The following is a 23,878-nucleotide window of genomic DNA, read 5'->3' as shown; positions in this document are numbered from 1 at the left end:
CGAAGCACGCATCGCTCATCCATCGCGCCAGGGGCGACCTGATGTCGTCACCGAGATCTCGCACAGCGAACGGGCCACGACATCCGCGCCCACGTCCCGCAGGTCGTGGGGTGCGGCGACGCGGGCCACCCCGATCACGAGGCCGAAGCCGCCCGCTCGGGCAGCCCGGACACCGGCCGAGGAGTCCTCGACCACCGCCGAGCGCGACGGGCGGCAGCCGCACCTGCGGGCGGCCTCGAGGAACGTCGCCGGATCCGGTTTTCCCGGCAGACCGAGTTCGTCGGCCACCACCCCGTCGACCACGACGTCGACCAGCCCGGTGAGCCCGGCGCTCTCGAGCACGAGCGCGCAGTTGCGGCTGGCCGAAACGACGGCGATGCGCAGGTGCGCCTCCCACAGGGAGACGAGCAGGCCGATCGCGCCGTCGAACACCCGCGCCCCGCCGGTAGCGAGAGCGTCGCGGAAATAGCGGTCTTTGCGCTTTCCCAACCCCACCGCCGTTTCCGCGTCCGAACGGTCCGACGGAGCCCCCCTCGGGAGTTCAATTCTTCGTGAACGCAGGAAGTCGAGCACCCCGTCGGCGCGCGGTTTGCCGTCGACGTGGTCCAGGTAGTCCGCCGTCGTGAACGGCTCGTGGTGGCCAGCCCTCGCCGCCAGGTAGTGGTCGAACAGCCGCTTCCAGGCCGCGCAGTGCACTGAAGCCGTGTCCGTCAGCACGCCGTCGAGGTCGAAGAGGACAGCGTCGTGCCGTTGCGGACGGACGGTGATCGCGGTCATCGATCCTCCCGAGACGGGCCCATCGCGACTGGCGGACGATTCGCGCCCAGCCTTGGATCTGCTCAGCACCGAGGCTCCACGTGCCGCGCCCAAAACGCCCGGCGGCCCACGAGACCGCTTCGTTCCGTCCGCTGGTGGTCGAAGCCGGTCACCTCCGCGCGCACGAAATCTCGACGATGTCGCCAAGCACGCTGTCGGCCACCTCCCGAGTACCCGGAACACGGTGCAGCGACGCCGCGGTGCGACGACCTCCGCCGATGCCTTCCGGCCGTTGAAGCGGACCGCCGAAGACGAAATGCTCTGGTGGCCGACCGCCTGGTCCAGGCACACTTCGTCGTTGCCGGACACCGAGGCGTTCGCGTCCGAGGAGGTCGATCATGTGCGCCGAGAAGCCGCTCGTCGTCGGCGTCCACGGGTCCGAGAGCAGCGCACGTGCCCTTCGCTGGGCCGTGCGCGAGGCACGGCAACGCCACCGAGAAGTGCGCGCTGTCATGGTGTGGTCGCGGCACGCCGTCCTCTCCGGACCGGGCCCTCTGCTGATGAACCCCGAACTGGCCCCGCACCACATGCACGAGCAGTACCGGCGGGAGCTCTCGAAAGCGGTCCACGCGTGCGTGGGTGAACAGCTGCCCCCGGGACTGCGCACGGAGCTCCTCGAAGGACAGACCGTCGAGGTCCTCTCGGAACTCTCGGCCGAGGCAGCCATGCTCGTCCTCGGCGATGGTCGCCATCACCGCGGCATCAATCCCACGATGGGCCACATCGCGGGAGGGTGCCTTCGCCGTGCCCGCTGCCCGGTAGTGATCGTTCCGCACGACGTGGAGCTCGCCCCGGACGAACAAGACCGGGCGTGGGGACCAGCGCCGGATCACGACTCCGTGCTCGGCTGAACGCCGTGCAGGGCAACACGAACAGGCCCGCAGTCACGTCGCGCCCAGACCGGATCAGCCTTATCTTCGCCGCAAGCTCCAGGACTCAGGGAGGCGACCGCGCGTGGACGTTCAGCGGAACCCGGTCATCGTTGCGGGCGTGGACGGATCCAGCTCGGCTTTGCGCGCGGCGGAGTGGGGCGCGCGCGAGGCCGCTCTACGGCAATGGCCGATACTCCTGCTCACGGTGCTGCCCGGGGACCTCCCTCCCGACAGCGAGGCAGCGGTGCGACGTCGCGGCGAGGAGGTGCTGCACGCCGCCGAGCAAGCCGTCAACCGGCACGGCCCCATCCCACTCGTCCGCTGCGAGCTCAGGCGCGGAACCGCAGCCCGACAGTTGGTCGCCGAGTCCGCTGCCGCTGGCATGATCGTCGTCGGCAGCCGCGGGCTCGGCGAGTCCGGGACCGAGCTCGACTTCGGCTCGACAGCCGAAGCCGCCATCGCGCTCGCGGCCTGCCCGGTGGCCGTCGTGCGGGAGCCGCCCGGCAACCCTCCGTCCGGAGGTGTCGTCGTCGGTCTCGACTCGGCCGGAGTAGCCGACTCGGCGCTCCGCTGGGCGTTGCACGAGGCCGATCTGCGCGGCACAACGCTGCTGGCGGTGCACACCTGGCGCGAGGTCGCGGCGGAGGACTGGACCGAACTGACACCGACGATGCCACCCGGGGAGCGGGAATCGATCGCCCACCGCCTGCTCGCCGAACGCCTCGCGGGAAGCGACGAGCGCTTCCCTGACGTCGAGATCCGCCGCTCGGTCGAACACGACCGCCCGGTCCGAGCGCTTCTCGCGCACGCCGCACACGCGGAGTTGCTCGTGATCGGGAGTCGCGGCCACAGCGGTCTCACCGGGATGCTGCTCGGGTCGACCAGTCGCGCGCTCGCCCATTGCTCACCGTGTCCTCTGCTGGTCGTCAGGTCGACCTAAAGACACCGCCACCCCTTACCGCCACGAATACGCCATCCCCTGGAGCTTTCCGATCACACCCGGTGTTTCCGACGCACACCGTTGAGATGCGTGCCGGGCCGGGAGGGCGCAATGTCGAGCAGAGCGCGCAGAACCCCGTGCCGCCGTGCACGCAACGAAACCGGTCTCCACACCGTCGGCGGCACGCCCAGCACCTCATGGAGCGAGGAGTGGCCTTGGTGATGGCCGATCGGGATGGTCAAGGCGATGCCGCGTCCCCTTGGACGGAACAGGAACGACACGTGCTGTCCGAGGCAGTGGCGGCGGCGCCCTCGGTGCACAACGCCCAGCCCTGGACGTTGGTGGTGCGCGGCCACGTCGCCGAGTTGCACCCCCGTCAGGTCGACCTGCTCGACGAACACGACCCGCAGGGCCGCGATCGGGCGATCTCCTTCGGCGCCGCGTTGACCAATCTCCTGGTGGCGGTCCGCCACCTGGGGCGGCTACCTCACGTGGACCGCGCGGCGGCCCCGGAGAGCGAACCAGCGACCGCGAAGATCACCGCGACCCGGGAGGCCACGCCATCGGGGGTGGACGAGCGTCGCTTCGCCGCCATCGAACGCCGCCGCAGCTACCGAGGCGCGTTCGCCGAACAACCGGTGACAGACGCCGAACGGGACACGTTGCGGGTGGCCGCCGGGCTCGGCCCGGACGAAATGCACTGGATCACCGGTTCCACCGAAGCGTCGGAGGTGGCTCGCTCGTTGGCGTACGCGGCCCGCGTGCTGCACGCGGACGCCGAATATCAGCGGGAGCTCACCCACTGGATCGTGCAGCAGGATGCGACAGGAGACCCCACACCGGGAGCGGGCATTCCGGAGAAGGCCCTGGGACGGCAAGGACTCCCCGCGGTGGGGTTGGTGACCGGTCAGACCAAGCTGCCGGACGAGTCCCTGCTGGCGTCGCGCATCGAACACGACTCGGTGCTGGTCCTGTGCAGCGCAACCGATTCCACCATCGACCACGTGCGCATCGGAGAGGCGCTTCAGTCGGCATGGCTGGAAGCGACTGCGGGAGGGCTCGCCGTGTCGGTGATGACGCAACCGCTGCGGCTGGAAGAAATGCGCAAGGCAGTGACCGAGCAGCTGGGGCTGGCGGGAGTCCCACACGCCTTCCTGCGCTTCGGCCGCACTGCCTGAAACACGGACCGCGCTGGAGGGGCGTCATGACGAACCGTGCTCTCATCGTCGGAATCGACGGATCGAACTCGGCCCTGCGCGCCGCCCGGTGGGCGGCGGCGGAGGCGCTCGCTCGGCCCGGATCCGGTTGATCTGCTGCGACACGCAATCAGCTCTCGTGGTGCCGGAAATACCCGGTGTCGTGCTGCCGCAATCGTTCTTCGACGCTGTTCGAGAACAGGGGGAGGGCTGGTTGTGCCAAGCACGCGACACGGCGGCGGCCGAAGCGCCGAGTGTGCCGATCGAGACCGAATTCGTGCCGCGATCCGCACCGACCGCCGTCCTCGTCGCCGAATCGCGCACCGCCTCGCTGATCGCGGTGGGCAGCCGCGGGCTCGGCGGCTTCACCAGGTTGCTCGTGGGCTCCGTCGCCGTATCCGTCTCCGCGCACGCTTCGCCTGGCGAAACTCATCCGCGGACATTGGGGCATAGAGGGACGGCTCCACCCGGTGCGCGACGTCGCCTTCAACGAAGACCGCCACCGCGCCCGCACCGGCAACGCACCCCAGAACCTCGCCGACCGCCGCAACGCCGCCACCACCCTGCACCGCCAAAACGGAGCTACCCGCATCCAACCCGCACTCCGCGCCGCCAACCGCAGGCCCGAACGACTCCTGCACCTACTCCCCGAAACCACCTACACCGGGACAGGTCAACTTTGCACGCGCCCTGGGGTGAACACCGAGCCGCCACCAGCCAGACCGGCTTCCACCACCAGCCGAGTCGCCGAATAGATGGTCTCCCTATCACTCACCACCAAGACCCAACCACCCCGAACACTCCCCGCATAACGAGCACCCGAGAGTCTCGCGTATCCAACACGACGAAACTCCAGCCGCCGTTCAGGTCGGTCCGCGGCCGGTGCGGGTCCCCTTTCACAGGTCGAAGTTCTGGTCGATGAGGCGGAAGATCTCGTCGTCGGAGACGGACTCGATGGCGTCCTCTTCGAGCACGGAGTCGGAGGAAGTGTCCCTTTCCCGCCATCGCGCGAGGAGCGCCTCCAGACGACCGGACACCTCTCGCAGCACGGCCCCGTCCACGGCGTGCGCCAGTGCCGAGTCGAGTCGGTCGAGGATGCCGAGCACCCCGTCGTGGTCCGCGCCGGTCTCGGGTACCAGTCGGGAGAGCAGGTGCTCGGCCAGCGCGCTGGTGTTCGGGTAGTTGAAGACCAGCGCGGACGGCAAGTCCAGGCCGGTGACGGCGACCAGCCGGTTGCGGAGCTGCATGGCGGTGAGCGAGTCGAACCCGAGTTCCCGGAACGCCCGGCCGGACTCGATCAGTTCCGCGTCGGCGTGCCCCAGCGCCACCGCGGCTTCCCGGCGCACGAGGGTGATGACCTCGCGGTCGCGTTCGGCGGGCGACAGGAGGGCGAGCCGGTCGGCCAGCGACGTGGCCTCGACCTCCGGGGTAGCGGGCTCGTCCGCCTGCCGTCGTGTGTCCACGAGGTCGTCGTACAGGCGGGTGGCCGCAGAGAGCAGGGTGAAGCGCGGCCAGTCGATCCGGGCGACCGTCGTCGAGGCCTCGTCGTTTCCGACGGCCCAGCCGAGCGAGTCGAGCATACGAGCCGGTTCCATCGGCACGATCCCCCGTGCCCCGAGGTGCCGTCCGCTGGTGCCGCCGTCGGCGCCGCTGCCCGCCCAGAGCCCCCAGGCGATCGAGGTCGCGGGGAAGCCCTGAACCCGGTACGTCTCGATCAGGGCATCCACTGCGGCGTTGGCCGCGGCGTAGTTGCCCTGGCCGGGCGAACCGACCACCCCGGCGAGCGAGGTGAACGCCACGAACGCGTCGAGGCCGGTATCACGGGTCAGCTCGTGCAGGTTCTTGACCGCGTCGACCTTCGAGGCGGCGACGGCGGCGAACCGGGCCGCAGTGAGACTGCCGACCAGACCGTCGTCCAGCGCCCCTGCGGCGTGGATGATGGCGTTGGGCGTGTGCCGTTCCAGGAGCACGGCCAGTGCCTGCCGGTCCGCCACGTCGCAGGCTTCCACCGCGACGCTCACGCCCACGGCGGCCAGTTCGGCTGCCAGCGGTCCAGCGTCCGGCGCGTTTCCGCCGCTGCGGCTGGTGAGGACCAAGCGCTCGACCCCTTGTGTCGCAAGCCATCGGGCCACTTCCCGACCGACCGCGCCGGTGCCGCCGGTGACGAGGACGGTTCCACGCGGCTGCCAGCCCTTGCTGGGCCCTGTCGACCGGACCAGTCGCCGGGCGAAAACCCCGGACGCCCGAACGGCCACCTGGTCCTCGTCGCCGCCGAGCGCCCCGGCGAAGTGCCGCCAGGTCTCGGGTGTGGGCTCGGCCGGAATATCGATCAAACCGCCCCACCGGTCCGGGATCTCCACGGCGGCGGAACGACCCAGGCCCCAGAGCATCGCCTGCTCGGGGGCGTGCGGGACGCCGGGCCCGGTCGCGCCGCTCGTGGCGACCCATAGCGGGGCTCCGACACCCGCCTCGCCCAACTCCCGTGTCACGCGAGCGAGGTCCGCGGCGTTCTCCAGGGCGGTCTTACCGCCGAGTGCCAGCAACGAGAGCACGCCCCGCGGTTCGGGCCCTGGCAGGTCACCGAGGCCCGAACCCAGGTCGATCGGCATGAACTTCGACCCGAGGGCGGTCAGGGCGTCGAGGCACCCCGCCACGTGTTCCGTGGGCTCCTCCGGGACCAGGACCAGCCACGGACCGGGTTCGACCGGACTCTCGGGGACGGGCACCCACGTCACCCGGTAGCGGAAGGTCTCCTCCTGCTGACGACGGCGCCAGGTGGCGAGCACGGGCAGCACGGTCGTCAGCGCGGACCTCTCCTGCTCGGCCTCGGGGCCCACGCCGGAGACCATGGCGTCCACCTCGCCTTGGTCGACGAGGTCCCAGAAGAGGGCGTCTACGGGAGCGGTGGCGGGACGGTTCTCCAGCCAGAACCTCACCCGCTGGAACGCGTACGTCGGCAGTTCGACCCGACGGCCGCCTGCAAGCGCCGCCGACCAGTCAGGTGTGGCTCCCCTGGTCCACGCCTCGCCCAGCGAGGCCAGGAACCGATCGAGGCCGCCGTCGTCGCGGCGCAGAGAACCGAGCGCCGCGACAGTGGTCCCGGCCGCCTCGGCGGTCTCCTCGATGCCCACGGCAAGCACCGGATGCGGACTGCACTCGATCAACACATCGTGACCATGGTCGAGCAACTCCCTGGTCGCCTGCTCGAACAACACCGGCTGACGCAAACTCTCGTACCAATACCCCGCATCCAACCCCGACGTGTCGAACACCCCACCGGTCAATGTCGAGTAGAACGGCAACTCCACCGACCGCGGCGAGACCGGAGCCAACACCTCCAGAATCTCCTCACGCAACCGCTCCACATCAGCGGAGTGAGAGGCATAATCCACCGGCACCCGACGGACCCGAACCCCAGCAGCCTCCACTTCTGCCTGCCACCGATCCAATACCCCCGCCGCACCCGACACCACCACCGAGCACGGACCATTGACCGCAGCGATCCCGATCCCATCCACCAACCGGGCACGCACCTCGTCCACCGACAACGCGACAGACACCATGCCACCGCCACCAGCGATCCCCAACAACACCTTGCTACGCAACGCCACCACCCGCGCGCCATCCCGCAACGACAACGCACCACAAACCACCGCAGCAGCAATCTCACCCTGCGAATGACCCACAACAGCACCAGGCACAACACCATAGGAACGCCACAAAGCAGCCAGCGACACCATCACCGCCCACAACACCGGCTGCACCACATCAACACGCTCAAACCCCTCACCAGCACGTAGAACATCGACCAACGACCAATCCACAAACTCCGACAACACCCCCGCACACTCATCAATCGACGCCGCGAACACCGGCGAAGACCCCAACAACTCCACCGCCATACCCACCCACTGCGAACCCTGACCCGGAAAAACCAACACCGCCTTACCCACAGCGGCCCGAACAACAGAACCACCAGACGCCAACACCCCCAGACCATCAAGCAAAACACCCCGATCACTCCCCACCACAACCGCACGCCGATCAAACACCGACCGCGTCGTCGCCAACGACCAACCCACATCCACCGGATCAAGATCGGGATGGGCCTGCACGAACGCGCGCAGCCGGGCGGCCTGGGCCCGTACCGCCGCATCGGTCTTTGCCGACAACGTCCACGGGACCACGCCGGAGGGCCGGTTACCCACCGGGACGTCAACGGTCGGGGCCTGCTCCAGCACCACATGGGCGTTGGTGCCGCTCACTCCGAACGAGGAGACCGCCGCGCGGCGAGCCCGATCCACGGTCGGCCAGGGCACCTGCGATGTCGCCAGTTCGACGGCGCCCGCGCTCCAGTCGACCTCCGGGGTCGGCTCGTCGACGTGCAGCGTGCGCGGGACCACGCCGTGCCGCAGGGCGAGAACCATCTTGATCACACCGGCGACCCCGGCCGCGGCCTGGGTGTGACCGATGTTCGACTTGACCGACCCCAGCAGCAGCGGCTGGGTGCGGTCCTGGCCGTAGGTCGCCAGCAGCGCCTGTGCCTCGATCGGGTCGCCCAGCCGGGTGCCCGTGCCGTGCGCCTCGACGACATCGACGTCCGCGGCGGTGAGCCGGGCGCTGGCCAGGGCTTGGCGGATCACCCGCTGCTGGGCGGGGCCGTTCGGCGCGGTCAGCCCGTTGGAGGCGCCGTCCTGGTTGACGGCGGCCCCACGGACCACGGCCAGCACCTCGTGCCCGAGTCGTCGCGCGTCGGACAACCGCTCCAACAGCAGCCAGCCCGCGCCCTCGCCCCAGCCGGTGCCGTCCGCCGCGCCCGCGAAGGACTTACATCGGCCGTCGGCCGAGAGACCGCGTTGACGGCTGAACTCGACGAACAGCTCTGGGGTGGCCATCACCGTGGCACCGCCGGCGAGCGCAAGCGAGCACTCCCCCTGCCGCAGGGATTGCGCTGCCAGGTGCAGCGAGACCAGCGACGACGAGCACGCCGTGTCCACCGTGATCGCCGGGCCCTGCAGGCCGAAGGTGTACGAGACGCGGCCTGAGGCGACGCTCGGCGCGTTCGCCACCGCGAGCTGGCCCTCCAGGTTCGCCGGGCCTCCCGCGGAAGGCGCGTAGTCGTGCAGCATGATCCCGGCGAAGACGCCGGTGTCGCTGCCGCGCAACGAGTCCGGGTCGATGCCCGCGCGTTCGAAGGCCTCCCACGCGGTTTCCAGGAGCAGCCGTTGCTGGGGGTCAACGGCGAGCGCCTCGTTGGGGCTGATGCCGAAGAAGTCGGCGTCGAAGTCGCCCGCGTCGTGCAGGAAGCTACCGGCCCGCGCGTACGTCCGGCCCGTGCTGTCCGGGTCGGGGTCGTACAGGTCGGCGGTGTTCCAGCCCCGGTTGCCGGGGAACTCCGAGGTGGTGTCGACGCCGTCGGCCACCAACTGCCACAGGTCCTGCGGTGTGCTCACCCCGCCGGGGAACCGGCAGGCCATGGCCACGATGGCGATCGGCTCGTCGGTGCCCGCCCGTGCGGAAGCGTCTCCGGTCTCCGCCGCAGTCCCACCGTCGAGCTGCGCGTCGAGGTGAGCGGCGAGGGCTTGGACGGTCGGGTGGTCGAACACGATGGTCGCAGACAGGCCGAGCCCGGTGGCCGCCTTGAGCCGGTTGCGCAGTTGCACCGCGAGCAGCGAGTCGAAGCCCAGCTCGGTGAAGGGCCGCCGGATGTCGATCGTCTCCGGTGAGGCGTGGCCGAGGACGGCGGCGACCAAGCCGGTCGTCAGGTCGAGCAGTCGGCTCCTCCGCTCCTCCGGGGTTTCCCCGGTCCGGACGATCGCGGTGGCCCGGCGGCGCACGCCGCGGACCAGGCTCCGGAAGATCGGCGGCAACGTGCCCTCGGTCGCCTGGGCACGCAGGGCGGACAGGTCGAGCAGGGCGGGAACGGTGACCGCGAGGCCGCCCGCGACGGCCGTGTCGAACATCGCGAGGCCCTGATCGGTGTCGATGGCCGCGATGCCGGACCCGGTGAGCCCGGCCAGCGCGGCCGTGCCGAGGTGACCAGTCATGCCGGTGCCCTCCGCCCACAACCCCCAGGCCAGCGAGGTCGCCGGCAGTCCGGCGGTCGTGCGGTGCTGGGCGAGCGCGTCGACGAAGGCGTTGGCGGCCGCGTAGTTCGCCTGGCCCGCCGTGCCGAGCGTGCCCGCGAACGAGGAGAACACGACGAAGCTGGCCAGCCGCGGCGCGAGATCGCGGGTGAGCTCGTGCAGGTGCCAGGCGCCGTCCACCTTCGGCCGCAGCACGGCGGCGAGCCGATCCGGGTCGAGGTTCTCCACGGTGTGGTCGGCGAGGACCCCGGCTGTGTGCACCACGGCGGTGAGCGGGTGCTCGGCGGGCACGGCGGCGAGCAGCGCGGCCAGCGCGGTGCGGTCCGCGGCGTCGCAGGCGGCCAGGGTGACACGGGCACCCGCGGCGGTCAGCTCGGCGGCGAGCGCTTCCGCGCCCTCCGCGCCCGGGCCCCTGCGGCTCGCCAGGAGCAGGTTCCGGACGCCGTGCCGGCTGACCAGGTGGCGGGCCAGGGCGGCGCCGAGGACGCCGGTGCCGCCGGTGATGAGCACGGTCCCGTCCGGTTCCCAGTCCGTGGTCCCGGAGCCGTTCGGGAGCGCGGCGAGCCTTGGGGCGTACAGCTGTCCTCCGCGGGCGGCCAGCTGGGGTTCGCCGCTGACTCGCGCGGCGGCGAGCAGTTCGGCGGTGGGTTCTTCACCGGCGGGCAGGTCGAGCAACAGGAAGCTGTCCGGGTGCTCGGTCTGGGCGGTGCGGATTAGGCCCAGCGCGGCGGCGGCTGCCGGGTCGGGTGTCTCGTCGGGGCTCACCGCGACAGCCGCGCTCGTGACGACCAGCAGACCGCTCTCGTTCGTGGCGAGCCGTGCCTGAACGAGGTTGAGGGCCGCTTGCGTGGCCCGGTAAGTGCGGGCGACGACATCGCCGTCCGCCTCGACGCCGAGGACGGCGACCTCTCCTTCCCCGCCGTCCGTGCCGGGCTGGTCCGCTGGGGGGACCGGGACCCAGTCGAGGCGGTAGAGCGGGGCACCGCCGACGCCGTCGAGCCGGGCCGAGCGCAGGACGAGCGACTCGGCCTGGAGCACCGGTGCGCCCGCGGCGTCGTGGGCGACGATGGCGGTGCCGGTGTCGTCGGAGGTCAACCGAACCCGCAGGACAGTCGCGCCGGTCCGGCACAGGCTCACCCCGCGCCAGGTGAACGGCAGCGGCACGGTCCCGTGCCCGCCGTCGTGGTCGAGGACGAGCGGGTGCAGGGCCGCGTCGAACAGCGCCGGGTGAAGACCGAAGCCGCCTGCGGCAACGGACTCGGGCAGGCGGATCTCCGCGTACGTGTGCTCCCCGTCGCGCCACGCGGCGTGCAGGCCCTGGAACGCGGGTCCGTAGTGGAGCCCGCGGTCGGCGAGCCGGGCGTAGGCGTCGTCGAGGTCGATCGCGGTGGCGTCGCGGGGTGGCCAGGCCTCCCCGGCGGGCGGCGCCTGCGACGTGGCCGGGGCCAGGGTCCCGGTGGCGTGACGCTGCCAGTGCGGCTCGACCCCGGAACGGGAGTGCAAGGACACGGCGCGGCGGCCCGTCGAGTCGGCGGCGCCGACGAGGAGCTGCAGGCGCACGGTGCCGGTGCTCGGGACCAGCATCGGCGTTTCCAGGGTGAGGTCCTCTACGACGTCGCAGTCCGCATGGGCCGCCGCTGTCGCCACCAGGTCGAGGAAGGCCGTACCCGGCACCAGGGTCTTCTCGCCGACCCGGTGGTCCGCCAGCCACGGCTGGGTGGCCAGGCCCAGCTCACCGGTGAACAGCTCGGTCTCACCGTCCGCGACGACGACCGCGCTCGCCAGCACCGGGTGGTCGAGGACGGTCAGGCCGGTTCCGGCGCCGGAGCGTGTGAGCGGGGCGTCCAACCAGTACCGGCTCCGCTGGAACGGGTACGTCGGGAGTTCCACGTGCGGTGCGCCGACGACGCCGGACAGCCGCCGCCAGTCGATCAGGAGCCCGCCCACGTACGCCTCGGCCGCCGACGCCAGGAACCGCCGGAGCAAGCCTTGGTCGCGCCGGAGCGTCCCGATGACCACGGTCTCGTCCTGCAGCCCGGTGTCCTCGACCGTCTCGGCCACACCGGTGGTCAGCACCGGGTGCGGGCTGACCTCGACGAACATTCGGTGGCCCCTGTCCAGCAGGAGTCGCACGGTCTCGTCGAGTCGGACGGTCTGCCGCAGGTTCCGGTACCAGTAGCCGCCGTCGAGCACGCTCGTGTCCAGTTCCCCGGCGGTCACCGTGGAGTAGAACGGCACTGCGGCCGGGCGCGGGGACAGCCCGGCGAGGTCGGTGGCCAGTCGTGCCTCGATCGCCTCCACGTGCGCGGAGTGCGAGGCGTAGTCGACGGGGATGCGGCGAGCCCGCACCCCGTCGGCGTCACAGGCGCTCATGAGGGCGTCCAGCGCGGCCGCGTCGCCGGAGACGACGACCGACCGGGGCCCGTTGACCGCCGCGATCGACAGTTGCCCGGCCCACTCGGCGATGCGGACTCCGGCCTGCTCCACGCTCAGCGGGAGGGACACCATGCCGCCACCACCGGCGAGCGCGACCAGCGCGCGGCTGCGCAGCGCCACGACCCGTGCCGCGTCGTCGAGCGACAACGCGCCCGCCACGCACGCTGCGGCGATCTCGCCCTGCGAGTGGCCCACCACCGCGGCGGGCTCCGCTCCGGACGACCGCCACATTTCGGCCAGCGACACCATCACCGCGAACAGCAGCGGCTGGATCACGTCGACCCGTTCGATGTCGGCGCTGCCGGGTTCGCCGCGCAGCACGCCGAGAACGGACCAGTCGACGTGGCGTTCCAGCGCGGCGGCGCACTCGGTCAGGCGCTCGGCGAACACGGGCGAACTCCCGAGCAGGTCGAGGGCCATCCCCTGCCACTGGCTGCCCTGGCCGGGGAAAACGAACACCGTCGCACCGCGCGCGACGGCGACGCCGCGCACCACCTGCAGGTCTGTGGCGGTCTGGTCGTCCCGTGCGACCGCGTTCAGCCCGGCCCGCAGTTCGTCGCGGTCGGTGCCGAGGACCACCGCCCGGTGGTCCATGACCGAGCGCCCGGCCATCGTGGCGGCGAGACCGGCGAGCGGGAGTTCCGTCACGAACGGGCTCAGCCGCCCGGCCTGCGCGCGCAGGGCGGCGTCCGTGCGAGCGGAAAGCGGCAGCGGTACGACGGGCGGCACGGGCGGGACCGGTTCGTCCGCAGGCACTTCGTGGGCTTCGAGCACCACGTGGGCGTTGGTCCCGCTGATGCCGAACGAGGAGACGGCGGCCCGGCGCGGGCGGCCGGACTCGGGCCACGGCACGGCGTCGGCGAGCAGCGACACCGCGCCCGCCGACCAGTCGATCCGGGTCGACGGGGTGTCGGCGTGCAACGTGCGGGGCAGCACGCCGTGCCGCATCGCCATGATCATCTTGATCACGCCGCCGACCCCGGCCGCGGCCTGGCTGTGCCCGATGTTCGACTTCAGCGACCCCAGCCACAGTGGCCGGTCCTCCGGCCGGTCCTGCCCGTAGGTCGCCATCAGCGCCCGCACCTCGATCGGGTCACCGAGGCGGGTGCCGGTGCCGTGCCCCTCGACGGCGTCCACGTCCGCCGTCGTCAGCCCGGCGTCGGCGAGTGCCTGCCGGATCACCCTCTCCTGCGCGGGCCCGTTCGGCGCGGTGAGCCCGTTGCTCGCACCGTCCTGGTTGGTCGCGGTGCCGCGCACCACGGCCAGGATGGGGTGCCCGTTGCGCCGGGCGTCGGACAGCCGTTCCAGCAGCAGCACGCCCACGCCCTCGGCCCAGCCGGTGCCTGCGGCGTCCTCGGCGTACGCGCGGCACCGGCCGTCCGGTGCCAGTCCACGCTGGCGACTGAACTCCACGAAGGTGTTCGGGGTGGACATCACCGTCACCCCGCCTGCCAGCGCGAGCGAGCACTCGCCGCTCCGTAGCGCCTGGGCGGCCAGGTGCATGGCCACCAGCGACGACGAGCAGGCGGTGTCCACGGTGACCGCCGGGCCTTCGAGACCGAAGGTGTACGAGACCCGCCCGGACGCCACGCTGCCGGTGTTCCCGGTCAGCAGTCGCCCCTCGAACCCGTCCGGTGCGACCGGCAGCCGGGAGGCGTAGTCGTGGTACATCATCCCGGCGTACACGCCGGTGCGGCTGCCGCGCAGACTGACCGGGTCGATCCCGGCCCGCTCCACGGCCTCCCAGGACGCCTCCAGCAGCAGCCGCTGCTGCGGGTCGACGGCCAGCGCCTCACGCGGGCTGATCCCGAAGAACTCCGGGTCGAAGTCGGCCGCCGAGTGCAGGAAGCCGCCCTCGCGGGTGATCGACGTGCCGATCCGGTCGGGGTCGGGATCGTAGAGGCCGTCGACGTCCCACCCGCGGTCGCCGGGGAAGTCGCCGATCGCGTCGACGCCCTCCGACACCAACCGCCAGAGGTCCTCCGGCCCGCGTACCCCGCCCGGGTACCCGCAGGCCATGCCGATGACCGCGATCGGGTCGTCGGAGTCCGCCGCCCGCACGACGGACGGCTCGGCGGAACGGGCGCCGGTCAACTGCTCGACCAGGTGGTCCGCGAGCCGGGCGGGGGTCGGGTGGTCGAAGGTCGCCGTCGTCGAGATCCGGATCCCGGTGGCGGCGTGGAGGTGGTTGCGCAGTTCGATGCCGGTCAGGGAGTCGAATCCGATTTCCCGGAACGTGCGGTCGGGGTCGGCCGGTGTGCTGCCGTCGTGCCCCAGCACGTCGGCGACGGCGGACCGGACCAGGGCGCGGATCTCGCGTTCACGTTCCAGCGCGGGGAGCGCGGCCGTGCGCGCGGCCCAGGAGGAGCCCCCCGCAGCCGGTGCCGTCGCACGGTGCAGCGGAGCCCGAACAAGGTCGCGGAACTCGTCCGGCAGCGCGGTCACCCCCGCCAGGGCGAGCGTCGCGGGCACCAGGATGGCGTCGGCGCCACCCCCGAGTGCCAGGTCGAACAGCTCCAGCCCCGACCGGACTGGCAGCGGGGTGACCCCGCCCCGTGCCCACCTGGCCCGCTCGGCGGTGCCGAGACCGCCCGCCATGCCGGTGTCCAGGTCCCACAGACCCCAGGCCAGCGAGACCGCGGGCAGCCCGGCGGCCCGGCGCTGCTCGGCGAGCGCGTCGAGGTAGCGGTTGGCGGCGGCGTAGGCGCCCTGCCCCGCGCTGCCGATGTGGCCGGCGATCGAGGAGAACATCACGAAGGCCGCGAGGTCGGTCCCGGCGGTCGCCCGGTGCAGGTTCCACGCCGCGTCTGCCTTCGCCCGCAGCACCACGGCCAGCCGTTCCGGATCAAGGGTCTCGATCGGCGCGTCATCCAGCACACCGGCCGCGTGGACCACGCCGGTGAGGGGGTGGCTGGCGGGAACGGTGGCCAGCAGTTCGTCCACGGCCTTGGCGTCGGCGGCGTCGCAGGCCTCGATCCGCACCTCGGCGCCGAGGGACTCCAGCGAGGCCGCCAAGTCGGCGGCTCCCGGCGCGGCGGGCCCGCTGCGGCTGACCAGCAGCAGGTGGCGCACGCCGTGCGCGGTCACCAGGTGTCGGGCGAAGATGCCGCCGAGCACGCCGGTGCCACCGGTGATCAGCACCGTGCCGTCCAGATCGAGAACGGTCGGTACGTCCTCCGGGTCCGGCCGGGCGCGGTGGAGCCGTGGCGCGTAGGCCTGCCCGTCGCGCAGCACGAGCCGGTCCTCGCCCGCAGACAGGGCGGAGGCGAGCAGGTGCTCGGACGAGTCGTCCAGGTCGACGAGCGCGAAGCGGCCGGGGTTCTCCGTTTGCGCGCTGCGGACCAGGCCCCACAGGGCGGCACCCGCCAGGTCCGGGCCTGCCGGGGCGTGCACCGCAGCCCTGGTGACGAAGGCGAGACGGCCTGCGGTTCCCGGCTGTGCCAGCCATTCCCGTGCGCTGCGCAGCGCACGGGCGGTCACCTCGGCCGGTGTGCCCGGTTCCACCCGCACGACGGTGTCGATCACGTCCGCTGCCTGGACAGCGAGCGGGATCGGGACGAGGGTTGGTCGGTAAAGGTTCCCGTTGCCCGTCGCGGCGGCCTGGGCGATCCGCTCCACCGGAACAGAACGCAGCACGAGCGACTCCACGCCGACGACCGGCCGGTCGGCGGTGTCCGTGGCGAGCAGCGAGTACGTCTCCAGGCCGGTGCGGGTCGCGCGGACCCGCAGCCAGGTGGCACCGGTGGCGTACAGGCGCACTCCGGACCACGCGAACGGGAGGCGGAGTTCGCCGTCCTCCTCGGCGGCGGCCAGCACGAGCGGGTGCAGCACGGCGTCGAACAACGCGGGGTGGATGCCGAAGCCCCGCACGTCGTCCGCACGTGTGCCACTCGGCAGACTGACCTCGGCGAACAGGTCGGCGCCCGAAGCACCTACCCGTTGCAGGGCCTGGAACACGGGCCCGTACCGGTAGCCGAGGGCGTCCAGTCGCGTGTAGGCGTCGTCGGGTTCGGCCAGCACGTCCGCAGGCCGGGGCGCCGGGGCGCCGACCGGGCCACGGGCGGGGGTCAGCAGGCCGGTCGCGTGCCGGGTCCAGCCGTCGTCCCGCTCGTCGCCCGCGTACACGGTCAGCCTGCGGTGGCCGGAGGCGTCCGGGGCGTCGATCGCGACCTGGAGCCGCACCCCGTCCTCGGCGGACAGGACCAGCGGTGCCTCCAGAGTCAGCTCGGCCACCTCGTCGCAGCCCGCCTCTTGCCCGGCCCGCAACGCCAACTCGACGAAGGCCGACGCGGGGAGCAGGACCTGGCCCGCGATCACGTGGTCACCCAGCCACGGGTGGGTGCGCAGCGACAGGCGCCCGGTGAACACGGTGCCGTTGCCGTCGGCCAGGCTCACCGTCGCGCCCAGCATCGGGTGGCCGGTCATACCCTGCCCCAACCCGCGGGCATCTCCGGTCGACGTGGGCTGGTCGAGCCAGAACCGCCCGCGTTCGAAGGCGTACGTGGGCAGCCGGACAGGACGGGCCGCCGGAAAGACCGCACGCCAGTCGACGACGACCCCGTGGCCGTGCGCGGCGGCCAGTGCGGTCAACGCAGTGGCACTCTCGGGTCGGTCCTTGCGCATCATCGGCAGCACCGCCACGCCGACGGCCTCGTCCCCGAGGCAGTCGCGGACCATGCCGGACAGGGTCGCGTCCGGGCCCAGTTCCAGGTATGTCGTGGTGCCGGACGCCACCAGGTGTCGGACGCCGTCGAGGAACCGGACCGGTTCGCGCACCTGCCGCACCCAGTACTCCGGCGACGTCAGCTCCCCCGCCTCGGCGACCCGGCCGGTCCGGTTGGAGACGATCGGGATACGCGGCTCGGCGAGCGGGAGCGCGCCGACGACCTCCGCGAACCCGGCCAGCACCGAATCCATGTGCGGCGAGTGGAAGGCATGGCTCACCGGCAACCGCGAGGTCTTGCGCCCCTGGTCCCGCCACCGCGCGACGATCGCCTCGACGGCCTCGGAGTCACCGGAGACCACCACCGAGTTCGGGCCGTTGACGGCGGCCAGCGCGACCAACCCCGCGGACGCGTCCAGGTCCTCTGCCAGTTCCCGCTCGGTGGCCTGCACGGCGGCCATGGCCCCGCCCGTGGTGGCGGCCTGCATGAAGCGGCCGCGTGCGGCGACCAGCGTGCAGGCGTCCGGTAGCGACAGCACCCCGGCGACGTGCGCGGCGGCGACCTCGCCGATCGAGTGGCCGAGCAGTAGGTCCGGCACCACCCCCCACGATTCGAGCAGGCGGAACAGCGCGACCTCGATCGCGAACAGCGCGGGCTGGGCGTGCACGGTCCGTTCGAGCAGGCCGTCGCCGTCGGCGCTGAACACGAGTTCCCGCAGGCCCGGCTCCAGCTCGGCGCACACGGCGTCGAACGCGGCGGCGAAGATCGGGAAGCGCTCGTACAGCTCCCGACCCATGCCTGCTCGTTGGCTGCCCTGGCCGGTGAACAGGAACGCCACCCCGCCGTCGGACGCGGTCCCCCGGCCCGTGTTCTCGCCCGCGGCCAGTCGTTCCAAGCCACGCAGCAGGTCGTCGCCCGCCGCTACCACGGCGGCCCGGTGCAGGAACGCCGTCCTGGTGGTCGCCAGGGACAGCGCGACGTCGGCGGGATCGAGGTCGGGGTGAGCCTCCAGGTGGTCGCGGAGCCGCGCGGCCTGACGGGTGACCCCCTGCGGCGTGGGGGCCGACAGCAGCCACGGCACCGGGCCGTCGGCTGGCTCGCTGCCGGGTGCGGTGGAGGTCGGGGCGTGCTCCAGCACCGCGTGGGCGTTGGTGCCGCTGATGCCGAACGACGAGACGGCCGCCCGGCGCGGGCCCGCGCCCGGCCACGGGGTTTCCTCGGTGAGCAGCGAGATCGCGCCGGAGGACAACTCCACTTCAGGCGTGGGAACCTCGGCGTGCAGGGTGCGCGGCAGCACACCGTGGCGCATCGCGAGGACCATCTTGATCACCCCGGCGACGCCTGCGGCGGCCTGGGTGTGCCCGATGTTGGACTTGACCGACCCCAGCAACAGCGGTCGATCCGCGTCGCGGTCGCTGCCGTACGTGGCCTGCAACGCGCCCGCCTCGATCGGGTCGCCGAGGCGGGTGCCCGTGCCGTGCGCCTCGACCGCGTCCACCTCGCCGCCGGTCAGCCCGGCATCGGCCAGCGCCAGCCGGATGACGCGTTGCTGCGCCAGCCCGTTCGGGGCGGTGAGGCCGTTGCTGGCGCCGTCGGAGTTGACGGCCGTGCCGCGGACGACCGCGAGCACCTCGTGGCCGCGCGCCCGTGCGTCGGACAGCCGTTCCAGCGCGAGCATCCCGACGCCCTCGGCCCAGCCCGTTCCGTCCGCGTCGGCGCCGAACGACCGGCACCGGCCGTCCGGCGACAGCCCGCGCTGCTGCGCGAACTCCACGAACATCCCAGGACCCGGCATGATCGCCGCACCGCCCGCGAGCGCCAGCGAACTCTCGCCCTGCCGCAGCGACTGGACCGCCAGGTGCAGCGCGACCAGCGACGACGAGCACGCGGTGTCCACGGTGACGGCCGGGCCCTGGGACCCGAGCACGTAGGCGATCCGGCCGGAAGCCAGGCTGACCGAGGTGCCGGTCAGCGCGTAGCCCTCGTGTCCGCCGGACGCGTCGGCGAGCCGGGGGCCGTACTCCTGAGCTGTGACGCCCACGAAAACGCCCGCCCGGCTGCCGCGCAGCGTGGCCGGGTCGACGGCACCGTCCTCCAGCGCCTCCCAGGCCGTCTCCAGCAGCAAACGCTGCTGCGGGTCCATCGCGGTCGCCTCGCGCGGGGAGATGCCGAAGAACTCGGGGTCGAAGTCCGCCGCGTCGATGAACCCCCCCGCGTTGGTGTACGCCTTCCCCGTCGTCCCCGGTTCGGGGTCGTAAAGCCCGTCGAGGTCCCAGCCGCGGTCGTCGGGGAAGCCGCTGATCGCGTCCGTTCCGGCCGAGAGCAGCTCCCACAGGGCCTCGGGTGTCCGCACGCCGCCGGGCAGCCGGCAGCCCATCCCGACGATCGCGATGGGCTCACCGGGATGCACCTCGTCGCTCCCCTCGTCCACCGGACGGGGTGTCCCTGCCAGCGCTTCACGGAGGTGATCGGCCACCGCACGGGGCGAGGTGTGGTCGAACAACACGGTCCGGGGCAGTGCGACCCCGGTCACCGTGGCCAGTTCGTCGCGCAGCTCGACGGTCATCAGCGAGCTGAAGCCGAGGTCGCGAAAACTGCGGTCGGCGTCGATCCCGGTGGTCCCGACCGCGTCCATCACCAGAGCCGTGCAGGCCAGAACCGTGCCGAGCACGTCCTCCTGGCCGGCGTCCGGCTGGACGGCGGTCGCGTGCGGTGCCAAGGCGGCGTCCGACTGGACCGCAGCCGCGTGAGGTGCCGAGGCGGGCTGGCCGGTGAGCCAGTGGCGCGCGCGCTGGAACGGGTATCCGGGCAGGGTGATCCGGTGTCCGCCGTGCCCGGTGAACGCGGGCCAGTCCACGGTGACGCCGCGGACGTGCAACCCGGCCAGCGCCGCGGTCAGGGAGCGCATCTCGGGCCGGTCGGGCCGCAACACGGGGGTGCGGAAGGCCCCGGATGCCGGGCCGTCGGCCGCCGTGGTGCTCAGCGTCCCGTCCGGACCGAGTTCCAGGAACCTTGTGACGCCGAGTCCCGCGAGTTCGCTCACGACGTCCAGGAATCGCACCGGTTCCCGCACGTGCCGCACCCAGTAGTCAGCGGTGCGTAACTCCTCAGCGGTGGCGAGCGCGCCGGTCAGGTCCGAGACCAGCGGGATACCCGGTTCCCTCAGATCGAGCCCGGCCAGGACCTCCCGGAACTCGGCCAGCATCGGCTCCATCCGCGGCGAGTGGAAGGCATGGCTCACCCGCAACCGCCGCGTCTTGTGGCCGCGCCGGGCCAGCTCGGCGGCGACGTCCAGGACTGCCTGCTCATCGCCCGAGAGCACGGTGGCGGCCGGTCCGTTCACGGCGGCCACGGACACCTCGCCGTCCCGGCCGGTCAGCAGCGGCAGCACGTCCGCCTCAGCCGCCTGGACGGCGACCATCGCCCCGCCCTCCGGCAGCGCCTGCATCAACCGGCCGCGCGCGGCGACGAGAACACAGGCGTCGGGTAACGACAGCACACCGGACAGATGGGCGGCGGTGATGCCGCCGATCGAATGCCCGGCCAGCAGGTCCGGTCGCACCCCCACCCGTTCGGTCACCCGGTACAGGGCGACCTGGAGGGCGAAAAGGGCTGGCTGCGTGTACTCGGTGCGGTTCAGCAGGTCTGCGGCGGACGTTCCCGCGACAGCGAACATGATGGGGCGCAACGGCTGTTCGAGCAGGCGGTCGAACTCCGCGCACACGGCGTCGAGTGCCTCGGCGAACACGGGGGACGCGGCGTACAGCTCGCTGCCAGTCCCCGGACGCTGGCTGCCCTGACCGGAGAAGAGGAACGCCACCTTGCCACCGGCACCGACGGACCCCTCGACGACTCCGGGGACACGACGGCACGCCGCCAGCGCGTCGAGCCCTTCCCGCAGCGCGTCCCGGTCATCGGCGGACACCACTGCGCGGTGTTCGAACGCCGTACGGGTCGCCGCGAGTGAGAACTCCAGGTCGACCAGGTTCGCTCCGGCGTCGACGACGTCCCGCAGCCGCCCGGCCTGCGCCCGCAGAGCCTCGGCCGTACGCCCCGACACCACGTGGTGCGTGGTCCCACCGGACGTACCCGGCTGAGCCGCCAGCACGGAACCCGACGGCCCGAGGAGCACGACGTGGCAGTTCGTGCCGCCCATGCCGAAAGCGCTGACCCCGGCGACCGGCGGCCGGTCGGCGGGCAGCCACGGGCTCACCTCGGTGTTGACCCGCAAACCCAGCTCTCCCAGAGGGATTCGCGGGTTCGGGGCATCGAAGCCGAGGCTTTGGGGCAGTTGCCCGTGCTCGATCGCCAGCACCGTCTTCAGCACGCCGACGATCCCGGCCGCGGCTTCCAGGTGTCCCACGTTGGTCTTGACCGAGCCGACGGGCAGCGGCGTCCCGGTCCGCGCCGCACCCAGCACCGCACCCAGGGCCGCCGCCTCGACAACGTCACCGACCGGGGTCCCGGTGCCGTGCAGTTCGACGTAGCCGACCTCGTCGAGGGAGACACCGGAGCGCTCGTAAGCGAGCCGCAGCACCTCACGCTGTGCGAGTTCGTTGGGCGCGGTCAGCCCGTCGCCGCCGCCGTCGTTGTTGACCGCGGTCCCATCGACCAGCGCGTACACGTGGTCGCCGTCGGCGATCGCGTCGGCGAGCCGCTTCAGGACGATGGCGCCGCCGCCCTCACCGCGGACGAAGCCGTTGGCCGCGGCGTCGAAGGTCCGGCAGCGCCCGTCCGGGGAGAGCGCACCGAACCGGGCCGCCACGAGCGAGCTCTCTGCCGCCAGGATCAGGTTGACCCCACCCGCGACCGCGAGGTCGGACTCCCCGGACCGCAGGCTCTCGGCGGCAAGGTGCACGGCCACAAGCGACGACGACTGCCCGGTGTCGACGGTCAGGCTCGGGCCACGCGCGCCGAAGAAGTACGACACCCGGTTGGCCAGCATGCTGCGCTGCAACCCGGTGAAGGTGTGCTGGCCGGTCACCCCGTCACCCTGGCGTCGGGCGAGTACGGCGTAGTCGTCGTGCATGGCGGCGAAGAACACGCCGGTGCGCGAGCCCTCCAGCGCGGCCAGGACGATTCCCGCGTGCTCGACGGCCTCCCAGCCCAGTTCCAGGGCCAGGCGTTGCTGCGGGTCCATCGCGGCGGCCTCACGCGGCGAAATGCCGAAGAAGGCCGGATCGAACCCTTCGACGTCGTCCAGGAAAGAGCCCCAGCGTGACCCGGCGACCTCCGGTCCGGCTTCGCCGGTCCAGCGCGACGCCGGTACTTCCGAAATCGTGCAACGGCCCTCGGTGAGCAGCTCCCACAGGGCGTCCGGGGAATCCGCACCCGGCAGCCGGCAGGACAGTCCGACGATCGCGAGCCTGCGATCGGTGTCGTTCTGGGACATCGGACGGCTCCTCATAGTTCTTCTAACCATTCGTGGATCGCTTGTGCGGTCGTCCGCGCGTGCGCCGAGACCACCGTGAAGTGGTTCCCCGGAACCCGGACGACCCGGTCCCAGACCTTCTCCGCGTCGGTGTGGGAGTAGTCCGGCCGAGGTGCCTCCGACATCGACTCGGATGCGCTGACCAGCAGCGTCGGCACGGACAACGGCGTCGGCCGCCAAGCCACGACGAAGCCCGAGTAGGCGCCCTGCGCGACGAGCTGGTGCCCCAGGGACACCGCCTCGCGCCCGGAGGCCAGTGCGTGCCGCCCCATCTGGGACCGCATGAACTCGCCGTACTCCGCGTCGTCGAACACGTCCAGGGGGTAGGTGTCGACGAGGACGATCCCGGCCGGTGGCCTGCCGATGCCCGCCAGGTAGGCGGCCGTCGCGTGGGCGAGGTAGCCCCCCGATGAATGCCCCATGAGCACGACCGGATCGACTCCCGCCGCGGCCAGGACGGCGTCACCGCATACCCGCGCCAACGCTTCGAGGTCGGCCGGAACCGGTTCGCCCGCAACGAATCCGGGTGGGACGAGCGCCGACATCCGCCGCGGTTCCGGGAAGTTATTCGCGAGGATCGCGTAGGCATCCCAGATCACCGGTGCGATCGGGGCGCTCAGGCAGATCACCGCGGGCCGGGCGTCGCCGTCAGCCAGCCGTCGCGTCGTGGTCCGCGATTCGCCACCGACGAAGGTCGGCAGCAGACGGCCGAGCATGGCGAGCACGTCCGTCGCCTCGGACACGCGTCCGTCGCCGATGGCGCGCTGGTACAGCGACACGACCGTGTCCCCGCCGCCGTCGTCCACGTTCTCAGGTGGCGAGGCGGCCGGCGCACCGGCGCGGAGCTTCAGCTTCGGCAGCAGGTGTCCAGCCAGCTCTTCCGCGGTGGGGTGGTCGAAGACGACGGTCGGCGCGAGCCGGACGCCGGTGGTCGTGGCGAGGCGGTTGCGCAGTTCGAGTGCCGTCAGGGAGTCGAACCCGAGGTCCCGGAACGTCGTGTCGTCAGCGGCGGCGTCCTCATGTACGCGCCCGAGCACGAGCACGGCTTCGGCCCGGATCGCGTCGGCGAGCGCGGGCCCGCGCTCGTTCTCGGACAGCTGAGCCAGGTGGTCCAGGAGCCTCGGCCCCGTCTGCGGACCCGCCTCGGCAGCGGCGGCGTGCCGCACCGACCCGGAGCGGGGCACCAGCCTGCTCAACAGCGGCGGTATCTCCGGTGCGTGCCGCAGCGCGGCGAGGTCCAGCCGCAGGGCTAGGGCGTGCGCCGGTTCGGCGAGCCGGACGAGGTCGAATAGGCCTAGGCCTTCCTCGGTGGTCAGTGGCACGATCCCGGTGGCGGTGATCCGGTGGACGTCGGTGGTGTCCAGATGCCCGGTCATGCCGCTGCGCTGTTCCCAGAAGCCCCAGGCCACGGCGGTGGCGGGCAGGCCGTGTGTTTTC

Annotated in this window: 7 protein-coding genes; 4 read left to right on the top strand and 3 right to left on the bottom strand. The window is 72.2% G+C overall.

Annotation, left to right across the window (positions count from 1 at the left end; translation table 11 throughout):
• Positions 1-15: 15 nt before the first annotated feature.
• On the bottom strand, positions 16-777 hold the full coding sequence (locus OOZ19_RS03970; RefSeq protein ID WP_266088355.1) for an HAD family hydrolase: 762 nt from the start codon (positions 775-777) through the stop codon (positions 16-18).
• 377 nt (positions 778-1,154) lie between these two features.
• Here OOZ19_RS03970 and OOZ19_RS03965 point away from each other — a divergent pair, with 377 nt between their 5' ends.
• From OOZ19_RS03965 to OOZ19_RS30090, 4 genes are all read left to right on the top strand, one after another.
• Positions 1,155-1,667 carry a universal stress protein gene (locus OOZ19_RS03965; RefSeq protein WP_266088354.1) on the top strand — a complete coding sequence of 171 codons (513 nt, stop codon included), beginning with the start codon at positions 1,155-1,157 and terminating at the stop codon, positions 1,665-1,667.
• Between the two features lie 103 nt (positions 1,668-1,770).
• Positions 1,771-2,628: a universal stress protein gene (locus OOZ19_RS03960; RefSeq protein ID WP_266088351.1), complete on the top strand. Its 858-nt coding sequence runs from the start codon at positions 1,771-1,773 to the stop codon at positions 2,626-2,628.
• Between the two features lie 281 nt (positions 2,629-2,909).
• On the top strand, positions 2,910-3,806 hold the full coding sequence (locus tag OOZ19_RS03955; protein ID WP_266088349.1) for an Acg family FMN-binding oxidoreductase: 897 nt from the start codon (positions 2,910-2,912) through the stop codon (positions 3,804-3,806).
• A gap of 88 nt (positions 3,807-3,894) precedes the next feature.
• Positions 3,895-4,746: a universal stress protein gene (locus OOZ19_RS30090; RefSeq protein WP_416309390.1), complete on the top strand. Its 852-nt coding sequence runs from the start codon at positions 3,895-3,897 to the stop codon at positions 4,744-4,746.
• Here the strand turns inward: OOZ19_RS30090 and OOZ19_RS03940 are convergent.
• Together OOZ19_RS03940 and OOZ19_RS03935 are read right to left on the bottom strand one after the other, a co-directional pair.
• Complete coding sequence (locus OOZ19_RS03940) at positions 4,721-22,402, bottom strand: type I polyketide synthase (RefSeq protein WP_266088347.1); 17,682 nt, start codon at positions 22,400-22,402, stop codon at positions 4,721-4,723. The two genes, OOZ19_RS30090 and OOZ19_RS03940, sit on opposite strands and share 26 nt — an antisense overlap.
• Positions 22,403-22,413: 11 nt before the next feature.
• The coding region (locus tag OOZ19_RS03935; RefSeq protein WP_266088344.1) for a phosphopantetheine-binding protein at positions 22,414-23,878 on the bottom strand (1,465 nt) is incomplete at its 5' end.

The sequence above is a fragment of the Saccharopolyspora sp. NFXS83 genome (assembly GCF_026241095.1).
GTDB lineage: Bacteria > Actinomycetota > Actinomycetes > Mycobacteriales > Pseudonocardiaceae > Saccharopolyspora_C.
The sequence above is the reverse complement of the archived record's forward strand: the minus strand, read 5'-3'. Positions and strand labels throughout refer to the sequence as shown.